Here is a 13,195-nt window from a genome sequence, read left to right as displayed (position 1 = left end):
TAATTTAAAATATCGTGTCTCATAATTCTGCCATTTGTAATATTATAAACTTAAATGCCTAACTATTTCTAATAATTATTGTACCCTTTTGGATTATTTTTCTGCCAATTCCATGAATCTTTACACATATCTTCTAAACTTCTAGTAGCTCTCCAATTTATCAATTTCGCGGCTTTATCAGCATTTGCCCAAACTTCGTCTAGATCTCCAGGTCTTCTTGGTCCTATTTCTTTTTTTATTTTAATATTATTTGCTTTTTCGAAAGAACTAACCAATTGAAGTACACTACAAGGGGTTCCTGTACCTAAATTTATAATATTAATCCCTTTGCTGCAACCAAAATCTAATGCTTTTACATGGCCAATTGCCAAATCGACCACATGAATATAATCTCTTAGGCATGTTCCATCTGGAGTGTTATAATCGTCCCCAAATATTGTAAGTTTATCCCTTTTTCCAATTGCAACCTGTGTTATATAAGGCATTAGATTATTAGGAATTCCTGTAGGATCTTCTCCTATAAGACCACTTTCATGTGCTCCAATTGGATTAAAGTATCGGAGTATTACACCCGATAAGTTTTTATTGGAGTGTACCGTGTCTTCTATTATTTGTTCTATAATGAATTTGGTCCAACCATAAGGGTTTGAACACGTTCCTTTGTTCATTGACTCGTCATTTGGAGATTTGTTTTCTTCGCCATAAACAGTTGCTGATGAAGAAAAAACAATCTTATTTACTGCATATTCTTCCATACACTCAAGTACAGTCAATATTGTATCGATGTTGTTTCTATAGTATTTTAATGGAGATGAGACAGATTCTCCAACAGCTTTAAAACCTGCAAAATGTATTACAGCATCAATTTTATTTTCCTTAAAAATTACTAATAACTTATTTTTATCTTTAACATCTACATCATAGGATTTAAAATCTTTACCAGTTATTTTTCTTATCCTGTTTAATACTTCCGGCTTTGAATTAGCGAAATTATCAGCTATTATAACTTCATGATTGCTATTTAATAGTTCTACAGCTGTGTGCGAACCAATGTATCCAGCACCACCTGTTAATAATACTCTCATTTTCTCTCCCCAATAAAATGCTATAATTATTAATAAATTGACTTAACCTAGTCCATCCCGACTTAATTTTTTAATGTATTTTCTATCTTATCTTTTACTTCTTTCAAACTACTATCATCTGCTACCATCATATATAGTCTGTATCCAGGCATGGCATAGGATGGAAGTCCCATTTTGCCTGTACCTTTTAAATCTTGTGATTCTATTTCATATCCTTTAGGCGCATCAATTTCTTTGTTTATCATTTGAACCATAAAATCTTTAGACATGTTTGTTTGTGCTGATTTTTCAGCTATTGATAGTATAGGTGATGTTTTGAGCAAACTTTCTGGTCTGGAAGCTTTTTCTATTATAGCTTTCAATACTCTTTCTTGATTTCTTCCTCTATCATGGTCACCATCAGCTAAGTGGTATCTTTCTCTGGAGAATACTAATGCTTTTTTTCCATCTAAGTGAACTTTTCCTTTTGGAAAGTTATATCCACCCGCACTAAATGTTTGCACGTTGTCAACGTCAACACCGCCTAACACATCAACTACTTCTATTAATGTATTGAAGTTAACTTTTGCGTAATAATCAAGTTTTGTATCTAAGAAGTTTTCTAATGTTTTGATTGACGAATCAATACCATAGATTCCAGCATGTGTTAATTTATCTTTTTGATTGTTTCCTCCACCAGCTATTGGAACATAAGTATCTCTAGGAATAGTTGTTATCAAAATTTCCCTTGTTTTTTGATTTACTGAAACTATTAAATTAACATCTGATCTTGATACTGTTTCAATAGGACCATATGTATCTATCCCGGAAATATATAGGTTAAACGAATTTTTGTCTTCAGCTTGATTTGAAAGCTTGTTAATTCTAGTAAATTCTTTATCCCCTACTACTTCTGTTAATTCATCAAATTCTGGTATGAAGTCTTTAATTACTGATCTATATGCCTCATTTAAAACGATAAAATCCGTTTTTTTTGTTATGAGATTTTTTGCTGCTAACATATATGAATCAACATCTGTTGTTTTAAGATTTTTATTAATTTTCCCTTTTATTTCATCAACAAATGTATTGATATCTGTTTTGTTTTCTTTTTCATATACTTGTGTTACCAAATCATCTTTTTTACTCAACTCTTCTAGATTGGATGATTTTAACTTTACTAATGATAGTTTTACTTTGGTTTGTTTGATACTTTCAGTATTAGAAACTTTTTCAAGTGCTTTCATTGATTTGTTTATATAAAAAGTTCCTGTAATTGTTGTAGCGACGATTATTGAAAAAAGTATTATTCCAATAGTTTTGGCAACTATACTTTTCCTAGATACTAGTAGTACTACTAACAATGTTAATAACACAAACCCGGCTATTATAATTATTTGATACTTACTAGGCAATAATTTGTTTGATAATAAGTTGTAAGAAAAAAACGCTGCTGCTATTAACGAAATTATGCCTAACACTGATGCTAATACTTTGTTTTTCATGCTATTCCCCTGTTTTTACATTGATGTATTCTGATAGGACAAATCCTTCAATATCATTGTATTTTACTTTTGTCCACTTGACACCTTCAACATCTTTTTCTTCTAATACTTCTAATTCTGTGTTTTGAGGAATAGATGCCAATAGTCTTTGATCAGTTCCAGCTTGTTCTCTCATGTTCAATGATTCCACATTCACTGTTGCTATTTTCTTAGCTGGTATTTTTTCTGTATTTTCTTTGTTATCTTCGTTATTTTTTTCGATTCTTTCTGCTACTTCTTTTTCTGTTTTCTCAGCCTCTTTTTTATCTTTGGATTTTTGGGTTCTCACAGAAACGTAAGTTTCCTGTTCGTAGCAGCCAGTTGTAACTACAACTAGGCTCATAAGAATGATCAAAAATTTTATTCTATTTTTCATTTTTATTCCTTCTTAATATTTTTTTCCAGAATGATTCTTTTTTTATTTTAGGAATTTCATCAACTAGTTCAGTTCTTCTAATAAATTCATCGTGTATTATCTTTTGTGGATTTTCTATTACAACTTCATTGTACCAATTTTCACCCATTTTGTTTCTTAAATAGTCTAATTCTTTCTTAACATCTGGGTTTCTTCTTTCTGGAGAGTGGGTATCTGTGCCTACCAACTGAACCATATCTTTGTCAAGCAATTTATTAGCCATTTCATATTCTTGGCTGGTTTCGTTTTTTAACGAACTCAAATTTATCTGGAATAATGCTCCTGCTTTGTAAATTTTTTCAATAAAATCAAATTCTTCTTTTGTAACCTGGTATCGTTCGACATGCGCAAGTACAGGTATGTATCCTGATAATTGAATTTGATATATGAGAGAAGGAGCATAGTTAACTTTTCCCAAGAATGGAAATTCTATTAAAACATACTTTGAATCCGCTAATGTGAATACTTCTTGATTTTCCAATTCATGTATTGTGTTTTCATCAAGAAATATTTCATTGCCAAGATATATTTCAAAATCTATGCTTCGATTTTTAAGCTCATTTAATATAGATTGCCTACTTTCAATGATTTCTTTTTTAGATGGTAAGTACTTACCATTATAATGATGAGGTGTAGCTACTATACCTTTGTATCCATTTTCTATATATTTTTGAATGATTGCTATGGATTCATCAAGAGTTTGAGCTCCATCGTCTAATCCGAACAATACATGTGTGTGAATATCTATCATAATATTCTCCAATTTTTTCTATATTATATATTAGGATTGGCTGCTTCCATATTTGTATCCGTAGCCGTATCCATATCCGTACTTGTGTTTGCTTTTAACTTCTACTTTATTCAACACTGTTCCTAACACGTTGGCTCCTACATGTTTAAGGTTTTGAAGAGTTACGTCAATTTCTTCGTATTTTGTTTCACCTTGTGCTACTACAAGTAAAACTCCATCTGCCATCGTTGATAACACTTGTGCATCTGTAAGTATTCCTGCTGGAGGTGTGTCTAATATGATGACATCGTATATTGTTTCTAGCTTTTCAAGTAATCTTTTCATTCTTTCAGATCCAAGTAATTCTGATGGATTTGGAGGCGTCGGTCCTGTTAGTAATATGTCTAGCTCACTTTCTTCGCTATCTTTCATTTTCACTTGATCAAAGTCTAATCCTTTTACTAAAAGATTGGTTAAACCCAAATTAAATTGAGTTTCCATTATTTTCCCAATTGATGGGTTTCTAAGGTCGCAATCAATCAACAATACTTTTTGGTGGTTTTTCGACATTGATCTTGCTAATTTTAATGCGATTGTCGACTTTCCTTCACTAGGATGTGAAGATGTTATTACTATTTTTTTTAATTGTTTATCTATTGATGAAAATGACAAGTTTGTTCTTAACGTTCTGATTGCTTCGTCAATCATAGATGTATTGCTATAATAAGCGTGTTTTTTCGCCATACTATTTCTCCTTAATTTCTGGTATTACACCAAGTACTGGTATGTTGAATTTTTCTTGTAATTCTTCTGCAGATTTTATCCTGGTGTCATTAATTTCTATGAATACTGCAATAAATGATGAAATGAATAATCCTAATAAAGCTCCTAATGCTGTGTTTCGCATAATTTTAGGAGCAGATGGTTTGTCAGGAATCATTGCTTCATCTAATATGTTTACATTATCTACATGCATTATCGTTTTGATATCTTTTTGGAAAATTTCCGCTGTTTCATTTGCTATATCCATCGCTCTTTGAGGAATGTTGTCTCTTACTTTAACAGAAATTAATTCTGTGTCTTTTACTGGTTCTACTTCTACCTTCTTTTGATACTTTTCAAGGTCAAAATCAAGTTGTAGGTTTTTGATTACTTGTTCTGCAATACCCCTTGATTTGATTATTTCGCTGTATGTAGATACTAGTTTTTGATTTAGCATTACTTGATCGTACTGTATATTTTCTGTTTTGTCATAATCTTTTGGTTTTCCTATTATCATAGTTGTAGAAGCTTCGTATTGTGGCCTTATCAAAAATTTGCTAACACCAAAAGCTAAAAGCCCTCCGAGAATCATGAATAAAATAATCCACTTTATTCTTCTTTTTATTCCTTCTATAAGTTCTAGTAAACTAATCTCTTCCATAAATTCCTCCGAAGATTTATTTGTAATAATTTTATTAACATCTATATAATTTTATATCATATGATTTTTTTTGTAAACAACAAAACACAGATTTTACTTTTTTTAAAAGCAAACATTTGTCAGAAAAACTTTTTTAATAATCAAGCAAAAAACTCCGAGATATTTCTCGGAGTAATTTTAATCTGTTAGAGCTTGCATTAATATTTCTCTAAATTTTTCTCTGTTTATTTTAGTGATAACTTTGCAGTTGAATTCACCATTTTCTTCTTTGATTAAATCCCTGTAGCTCATTCCACGTGTTTCATCGTTTTGCACATCGATTTTAATATACATGTCTTCTGTTTCAAAAACTTCTGGACTATCCAATACGATTACTGAACAAGGATCGTGAATTCCTGCATCATTTGATGCGTAGTATTTTAAAATTCTGTGTGCAAATTTTGTTCTTTTGGTTTCAATTGTGTCCAAGAACTGAATTTGCTCGTCAGTTATGCTGGCTTTTTGTGTTACGTTTAGTCCTGCCATTATGATTTTAACTCCGCTTTCAAATACGATTTTCGCTGCTTCTGGATCGACAAAAAAATTAAATTCACTGAGACTTGTGACGTTACCTCTGGTAATGGAGCCACCCATGATGCTGATTTGTTCGATTTTTCCCTTGTCTTCCGGAAAAGTTCGAAGCAATAGCGCGATGTTTGTAAGTGGTCCAACTGCAATTATCGTGATTTTTTCAGTCGATTTTTGAATGATTTCGTGCATCATTGTAACGGAATTTTCGCTTGTAAGTTCATTCACATCTTCTGATTCAATCATATCTCTGAATCCTGCAATTCCATCATTTCCATGAACCGTTGCAAAGAAAGGCTCTCTTACAAGTGGTACTTCTTGTCCTTTTCCCATAGGAACATTTATGTCCAAAAGTTTTGCCAAGCATTGCATGTTTCTTGTTGTGTGTTCGATTGATACGTTCCCGTTTACTGAAGAAAGTGCCAACAAATTTAAATTTTTTGCTTTTTTAATTGCAAATAAAGCTGCTGCATCATCAACTCCCGGATCAAAATCCAATATACAATTAATCATTAGCACCTCCAAAATTTTTGATGTAATCTACAAAATCATCCACCGACAATAATTTTTCGTTCAAATTAATTGAGTTGCAAAGTCTTTTTACCACAGGTGGTTGGATGTATGCTTTTTGTAGGATTTCATCTTCATCAAAAACTTCCTTTTTATCAGCATCTTTAATGATTTCTTTGTTGGACATCACGACAACTCTGTCGAAGTTTTCAACGACAAATTCCATATCGTGAGTTATCGTTATGATTGTTTTGTTCAAATCGTGCAAATGATCGATTACTCTTTTCAAGCAACTCATAGAATATGCGTCTTGTCCTGCTGTCGGTTCGTCAAATATGAAAATGTCGCAGTCATTTGCGATTGTAATTGCTATCGTGATGAATTTTCTCGTACTAAATGGCAAATCATAAGGATGGTCGTCCAAATATTCTGAAAGTTCACAGATTTCACAAGCTTGTCTGACACGTTTGTCCATTTCATCTTCGTCGACTTTTAATGCTCTCAACGAAAAAGCGACTTCATCGTAAACTGTGGAGTTGAAGATTTGATCGTTTGGATTTTGGAATACGTAGCCTACTTTTCTGGATATTTGTGCTGTGGTCATATCTTTTGTGTTGTTTCCATCTAACAAAATCTCCCCAGAGCTTGGTCTCAATAGTCCGTTCATCAGTTTTGCACAAGTCGATTTTCCGGCTCCATTTTGTCCCACGATTGCAACTTTTTCTGAAGAATTTACGACCAAATTCAAATCATTAATCGCTTTGAATCCATTAGGATAAGTAAAGCTTACATTTTTAAATTCTAATTTGCTCATTAGTTTTCCTCCAATTCTTTCTTGCATTCATCTAAAGTTATAGGGATGTTTTTGAAAAATCTTGGCTTTTCTTCATTTAATTTGTATGCAAGTTTTGAAACTATAGGCATAGATACATTGTGCTGTTCGATTTTGTCGTTTGATAAAACTTCGTGAGTTTCACCATTGAAGATGATTTCTCCATCGTCCATTACCACAACTCTATCGGCGTATTCTGCTATCAAATCAATTTTGTGTTCTACCAGTATTATTGTTTTGTTTTGTGATTTTAAAAGTTTCAAAATATCGAAGATTTCTTCAGTTCCCAGTGGGTCAAGCTGACTTGTTGGCTCATCAAATATCAATACTTTTGGATTCATTACGATGATTGAAGCTATCGCAACTCTTTGCGATTGACCACCTGATAGTTCGTTAGGATTTTTGTCTTGCAAATCTTCTATTTTAAGTAATTTAATGACCTCGGTTACTCTTTGTCTGATCTCTTCTCTTGGAACCCCCAAGTTTTCTAGTCCGTAGGCGATTTCTTCGAATACAGTTTTCTTTATTCCAGAGATTTGGCTGAATGGATTTTGGAATACAAATCCAACTAATTCCGCCATTTCTCCTCGTTCGATATGGTTGATGTTTTTATTGTCGATAGAAATACTTCCTGTGATTGTACCTTGAACGAAGTCTGGAATTATCCCTCTAATGATATTGCACAAAGTCGTCTTGCCGGAACCATTTTTCCCAATAATCCCAACAAATTCTCCTTGCTTAACGTACAAATCCAAGTTTTTTATCGTTTTTTCTTCTTGAAGTTCATATTTGAACGAAACATTTTTAAGTTCTATCATTATTTAAACCTCCACACTAATGCCAACACAACCAATGCAATGAAAACGTAAAAAATAATTCTGTCCGTAGTTGTTTTCTTGATTTCTTTGAGACATGTTTTTTCATTTTCAGATGCAAATCCACGTGCTTCAAGTGTAATTGTCTTTTCATCAATTTCTGAAAGTGAGGATATAATCAAAGGCCCAAGTGACGGGAAGAACGCCTTCGCTCTGTTTTTGATGGAGCCTGTTGTTTCAATCCCACGTGCTTGTTGTGCTTTTATGATTTTGGAACTTTTCTTAATCATTTCTGGAATCATAGTCATTGTCGCCATAATTACGTAACTTGTAACGTGACTTACTCTTTTTTGTTGAAGAGCTATCATCAAATCTTCAATGTCCGTTGTTTCGAAGAATAACAAAAACAAAGTTATAAGCGTTAGAATGAATTTTGTTTGTTCCAACCCATTTAATATTCCGTTAAGTGTCACTCTCATAAATCCTAAATTCAAATACACGTGTTCTGTTGATTTGTCCAAGAATAATTGGAACAAAAACATTATTAATAATACTAATAACAAAACTATCCACAATTTTTTCACGTATTGTTTGAATTTATTATCCAACAAAGCTAATACCAAGCTTAATGGAAGTACAAAAAGGTATGCGAATTGCCATGGCAAAACCAACGAAATAATAACTGTAACTATAACCATAAAAAGTTTTGTTGTTGGGAAAATTTTAGATATCATTTTGCACCTCTCACGTATTTGTTCTTCTTTTCTTTTATGTATTTAATTCCATTAGGATATCTCAACAAATGTCTGTTAGGGATGGATTTTATAAGGAAATAAACTGCAAACGAAGTCAAAAACTTATCCAAAGTTTCTGTAAACACAGTTGAACCTATAACAGATTCCCATAATCCTTTTCCTGTTGCAACCAAAAACGTCGTGATTGCACTTGAACCACTCGCCCCAGTAACACCACCGAAGACCAAAACAGTAATTGGTGCAGATGTAATCAAAGCCACAAGCCAAATAATAACTGCTACTACAAATGTTCTCGCTGGAGTCTTGAACATTGCCTTCTTTCCACAAATCCCTGCAACCAAACCAATCGCACCACTTACAATCATATATGGTAGTTGTGTAGGATTAGTAACAGATGTCACGATGTTTGTGACAACACCTGTAAGAAAACCAATCCATGGTCCGCACAATACACCTGTGAACACAGTTCCTATAACATCCAAATAAACCGGTAATTTTAATGCTGCAGTCAAATTTGCACCAACAAAATTGATAGCTATACCAAGTGGAATTAGTAAAATTACCGACAAGTTATAGCTCATCTTAGATTTAGATTTCATAAATTCCTCCTATAAATTTTACGAAAAAATTTTCGCGTTGAATAAATTTTATCATAATTTGGCCAATTAATAAATCACTTTTCGTTAAAACTACGAACAAAAATTTTCTGTTACTAAAATATTTAATTCAAAATTTACAAAACTCTTAGCATACCCTTCTTGTTAGGAAATTGTTTGAAATGAAATTTTTCGTAAAATGCATCGTAAGGAGTGTTCGCCAACAAAATAATATAGCTATCCTCATCATAATTTTCGTCCAAGTATTTGTTAATCTCATTCATTAAAACTCTTCCCAAACCATTTTTCTGATATTCTGAATCCACCATCACATCAGTAACCACAAGACTAATTGCCCCATCTCCTACAACCCTTGCCATCGCAATTAACTTGTCCCCATCATAAATCGATGTAATAAAAAGAGAATTTTCTATTGCAGTTTCCGCATTTTCTTTCGATTTTTTATTTCCTATACCAGATTTTTCACGCAATTCGTTGTAATCATCTGGACTAACCGCTGCATTTTTTAAAACGTATTTTGTATTCATAACTCACCTCATAAAAATTATCCATTATTTTTCTAAATTTTACAAAAAAAGAGATATCAGCTTTCATGCCAATATCTCTTGGTTGGTTATTTTGATATACTTTCTGCCCCTCCGATTATTTGAATTTCTTTGATTTTAGAATCATTCAAATATTTTTGAACAGATGATGGAATCTTATCTTTTTCAAGTAATATTATTGTAGTATTTTTTATTTGAGTTATAGGTCCAGAAACCAAAGCATTAACGTAATTATATCCATTTTTAATAAATTAATAATATTTTCTCCTATCTCAGGTATGAATACATGTTTATCAATTGTGGTTCTTCTAAGATAAATATTATCCGTTTCGTAGTCTTTTTTAACAACCATGTCGTAAAAATAATATTTTAGAACTATTTATAATTATTTGATGATTATTATTAAGTGTGATTTTATTCATCGCCTACGCCATTGAAATATTCTTCTGTGTATATCACCTCTACTTCTCCTGACCAATTAAGAATAGAACCAATAAAATCATTAACATCTAGTCCTGGCATTTCATATATTTCCTCATCACCAAAAGTTCCACAAGCATCCTCTACAAATACAGTTTCATAACCTCTATCAGAGGATAAAATACTACTAAACAAGCAGCAATATTCCGTGTTAAAACCACAAATATATACTGTTGATACTTTGTTTTCTCTTAATAGTTCTTGAAGATTTGTATTATGAAATGGATTGCATGATGATTTTGCTATCACATAATCAGCTGATTTTTTTAATTCATCTAACAATTCTACACAGCTGGAGCCTTTATAAAACGGACTATCACTATCGTCCGAAAAATGTTGTGTTAAGAGTACGATATCGCCTTTACTCTTAAAATCATTTATTAACATGTTAATATTTTTTAAAGTGTTCGAAAAATCTTTTTTATTTAAGAGTCCTTTTTGTGCATCTAAGACAATTAATGCTTTCATAGTATTCTCCTTGTATAATTAACTTTTTTACTCGTTTTGTTGTTGACTTCATATAGTTAGCCTTATGATTTTATTTTTGTAGTTAATTTTATACCGATACAATTATAACCCAACAATCATTTTAAAACAATTTATTTTATTTGAGATTATTCTGTTATTCTAAAAATGTTTTATATACTTTATTTTAGTATAATTCATCGCCAATAACAAGAAAAACTCTTAATTAGTTTTTATACTAACTAAGAGTTTTGTATTGAAAAATTTACAACTTCATTGACAGAGAAACTAATCCTCTTTCTTTGTCAATTCCAATTATTTTTACTTTTACGGTGTCACTTACTTCGCACACTTCTCTTGGGTTTTTGATGTAAGAATTGCTCATCTTAGAAATATGGCAAAGTCCGTCTTCTTTTATTCCGATGTCTATGAATGCTCCGAAGTCCACGACATTTCTAACCGTTCCTGTGACTATCATTCCTTCTTCCAAATCATCGATTGACAATACATCTTGTCTTAGAACTGGTTTTGGCATTTCGTCACGTGGATCTCTGCCCGGTTTTTTAAGTTCTTCGATTATATCACGCAAAGTAGGTTCTCCTACTTCTAGTTCTTCGGACAGTTTTTTCACATCTATATCGTTCAAATCGTATTTCATAATTTGTTTTGCGATTTCGTAACTTTCTGGGTGAACTTCTGTGTTATCTAATATTTCTTCGCTTTCAGGAATTCTCAAAAATCCTGCACATTGTACGAATGCTTTTGGTCCAATTCCTTTTACTTTCAAGATTTCTTGACGATTAGTGAATGGTCCGTTTTCTATTTTGTAATCCACGATGTTTTTCGCAGTTGTTTTCGTAATTCCAGATACGTAATTCAAAAGCGCAGAGCTTGCTGTGTTGATGTTGACACCAACTGTGTTAACGCAATCTTCCACTACTTCTTCGAGTGATGATTTCAATTTCTTTTGGTTGACATCGTGTTGATATTGTCCAACTCCGATTGATTGTGGAGAGATTTTGACCAATTCTGCAAGTGGGTCTTGAATACGACGTGCAATCGAAATAGCACCTCTTATTGTTACATCTAAATCAGGAAATTCTTCGATTGCAAGCTTTGATGCAGAGTAAATACTTGCTCCCGCTTCGTTTACGATTGCATAAAAGATCTCATCGTCGATTTGCGATAACAAATCAGATACGTATTTTTCTGTTTCACGAGAAGCTGTTCCGTTACCGATTGCGATTAGCTTTACGTTGTATTTGTCGATAAAATCCTTCAAAGTTTCGTCTGCTCTTTGGATTTGTTTTCTTGCATCAGTTACATAAATTACAGCACTGTCCAAGAAATCTCCGTATTCAGAAATTACAGCAACTTTGCAACCAGTTCTAAATCCCGGGTCTAGTCCAATAATTGCAGTTTCTTTGATTGGTGGTTGCATCAAGTATGGTTTCAAATTGCTTTTGAATACTCCGATTGATTCATCGTCTGCCATTTCTTTCATACTTTGACGTACTTCTGTTTCAATTGATGGAACGATCAATCTCTTGTAGCTATCTTTTACTGCTTTTTCAATCAAATCATAGCTTTCAAAATCATTTGCTCTTGCGATTTTTCTCATAATTTTGAAAATATTGTAATCGTCATTTAAAATGAACGAAACTTTCAAGAACCCTTCTTTTTCTCCTCTAAATACCGCAAGAACTCTGTGTGCTTTGACATCTTTAACTTTTTCTGAATAATCGTAGTACATCTTGTATGTGCCGGATTCGTCTTCGTTTTTTTCTTCAGTTTTCATAATTCCATCAGTTATGAACGAATTACGAACTATATCTCTGAATATTTTTTGTTCTGATACGAATTCTGCTATGATGTCCAAACTTTTACTAATAGCATCATCAACTGTTTTGATTTCTTCTCCGTTGACAAATTCTGAGGCTTTTTTCTCAATCTCAGATAAAGAGTGAGTTTTCTCCATTATCATATCAGCCACAGGTTGTAATCCCAATTCAACTGCGATTGATCCACGAGTTCTCTTCTTAGGCTTAAATGGAAGATAAATATCTTCTAATTCTGTCAAAATAGTCGCTTCGTCGATTTGTTTTTTCAAATCTTCAGTGAGTTTTCCTTGCTCATCGATAAGACGTGTGATGTCGTCTTTTCTTTCTTGCAAGTTTCTCAAATATGTAAGCCTATCGTTTAATTGTCTCAACGTTTCGTCAGTCAAATTCCCAGTGATTTCTTTTCTGTATCTGGCGATAAATGGAATTGTATTTCCCTCATCTAATAATTCAACTGTCTTAACAACGTTATCATATTTTATGTCTAATTCTTCTGATAATTTTTGTAGTATATTCATTCTCTTCCTTCTCTTTTAATAAACTATAATCTATATTTTAACATTATTTTATTTATTTTTCCAGATTAAAGCAA

The 13,195-nt window shown here is 32.4% G+C and carries 15 protein-coding genes; all 15 read right to left on the bottom strand.

The window, feature by feature from the left end; translation table 11 throughout:
• Nucleotides 1-68 precede the first annotated feature (68 nt).
• Nucleotides 69-1,085 (bottom strand): UDP-glucose 4-epimerase GalE, encoded by a 1,017-nt coding sequence (galE, locus tag ACLUJM_RS01690; RefSeq protein ID WP_306478995.1) that lies wholly within the window; start codon nt 1,083-1,085, stop codon nt 69-71.
• A gap of 62 nt (nt 1,086-1,147) precedes the next feature.
• The gene (locus ACLUJM_RS01685; protein ID WP_306478996.1) at nt 1,148-2,569 is read right to left on the bottom strand and encodes an LCP family protein; all 1,422 of its coding nucleotides are present in this window, start codon (nt 2,567-2,569) and stop codon (nt 1,148-1,150) included.
• A gap of 1 nt (nt 2,570) precedes the next feature.
• Nucleotides 2,571-2,984 carry an SH3 domain-containing protein gene (locus ACLUJM_RS01680; RefSeq protein ID WP_306478997.1) on the bottom strand — a complete coding sequence of 138 codons (414 nt, stop codon included), beginning with the start codon at nt 2,982-2,984 and terminating at the stop codon, nt 2,571-2,573.
• Nucleotides 2,974-3,774 (bottom strand): tyrosine-protein phosphatase, encoded by an 801-nt coding sequence (locus ACLUJM_RS01675; protein WP_306478998.1) that lies wholly within the window; start codon nt 3,772-3,774, stop codon nt 2,974-2,976. The genes ACLUJM_RS01680 and ACLUJM_RS01675 overlap by 11 nt, the downstream gene beginning before the upstream one ends.
• A 30-nt stretch (nt 3,775-3,804) precedes the next feature.
• On the bottom strand, nt 3,805-4,497 hold the full coding sequence (locus tag ACLUJM_RS01670) for a CpsD/CapB family tyrosine-protein kinase (protein WP_412412019.1): 693 nt from the start codon (nt 4,495-4,497) through the stop codon (nt 3,805-3,807).
• A gap of 1 nt (nt 4,498) precedes the next feature.
• Nucleotides 4,499-5,176 carry a YveK family protein gene (locus ACLUJM_RS01665; protein ID WP_412412018.1) on the bottom strand — a complete coding sequence of 226 codons (678 nt, stop codon included), beginning with the start codon at nt 5,174-5,176 and terminating at the stop codon, nt 4,499-4,501.
• Between the two features lie 177 nt (nt 5,177-5,353).
• Nucleotides 5,354-6,256: a nucleoside hydrolase gene (locus ACLUJM_RS01660; RefSeq protein ID WP_412412017.1), complete on the bottom strand. Its 903-nt coding sequence runs from the start codon at nt 6,254-6,256 to the stop codon at nt 5,354-5,356.
• Complete coding sequence (locus tag ACLUJM_RS01655) at nt 6,249-7,067, bottom strand: ABC transporter ATP-binding protein (RefSeq protein WP_316511128.1); 819 nt, start codon at nt 7,065-7,067, stop codon at nt 6,249-6,251. The genes ACLUJM_RS01660 and ACLUJM_RS01655 overlap by 8 nt, the downstream gene beginning before the upstream one ends.
• A complete protein-coding gene (locus ACLUJM_RS01650; RefSeq protein WP_412412015.1) occupies nt 7,067-7,903 on the bottom strand; it encodes an energy-coupling factor ABC transporter ATP-binding protein in 837 nt (278 codons plus the stop codon). Before ACLUJM_RS01650 ends, ACLUJM_RS01655 begins: the two co-directional genes overlap by 1 nt.
• Complete coding sequence (locus tag ACLUJM_RS01645; RefSeq protein WP_412412013.1) at nt 7,903-8,634, bottom strand: energy-coupling factor transporter transmembrane component T family protein; 732 nt, start codon at nt 8,632-8,634, stop codon at nt 7,903-7,905. The genes ACLUJM_RS01650 and ACLUJM_RS01645 overlap by 1 nt, the downstream gene beginning before the upstream one ends.
• Complete coding sequence (locus ACLUJM_RS01640; RefSeq protein WP_412412012.1) at nt 8,631-9,254, bottom strand: ECF transporter S component; 624 nt, start codon at nt 9,252-9,254, stop codon at nt 8,631-8,633. Before ACLUJM_RS01640 ends, ACLUJM_RS01645 begins: the two co-directional genes overlap by 4 nt.
• Nucleotides 9,255-9,388: 134 nt before the next feature.
• On the bottom strand, nt 9,389-9,799 hold the full coding sequence (locus ACLUJM_RS01635) for a GNAT family N-acetyltransferase (RefSeq protein ID WP_278735760.1): 411 nt from the start codon (nt 9,797-9,799) through the stop codon (nt 9,389-9,391).
• An 86-nt stretch (nt 9,800-9,885) separates the two neighbouring features.
• Nucleotides 9,886-10,065, bottom strand: a complete 180-nt coding sequence (locus ACLUJM_RS01630; protein WP_412412074.1) for a cell wall-binding repeat-containing protein — start codon at nt 10,063-10,065, stop codon at nt 9,886-9,888.
• Nucleotides 10,066-10,231: 166 nt separating this feature from the next.
• Nucleotides 10,232-10,765 (bottom strand): cysteine hydrolase family protein, encoded by a 534-nt coding sequence (locus ACLUJM_RS01625; protein ID WP_412412011.1) that lies wholly within the window; start codon nt 10,763-10,765, stop codon nt 10,232-10,234.
• Nucleotides 10,766-11,027: 262 nt separating this feature from the next.
• Nucleotides 11,028-13,121: a Tex family protein gene (locus ACLUJM_RS01620; protein ID WP_412412010.1), complete on the bottom strand. Its 2,094-nt coding sequence runs from the start codon at nt 13,119-13,121 to the stop codon at nt 11,028-11,030.
• Nucleotides 13,122-13,195 lie beyond the last annotated feature (74 nt).

It is taken from the genome of Finegoldia sp. (assembly GCF_046991905.1).
Classification (GTDB): Bacteria; Bacillota; Clostridia; order Tissierellales; family Peptoniphilaceae; genus Finegoldia.
Note: the sequence above shows the minus strand (reverse complement) of the source record. Positions and strands in the feature narration are given on the sequence as shown.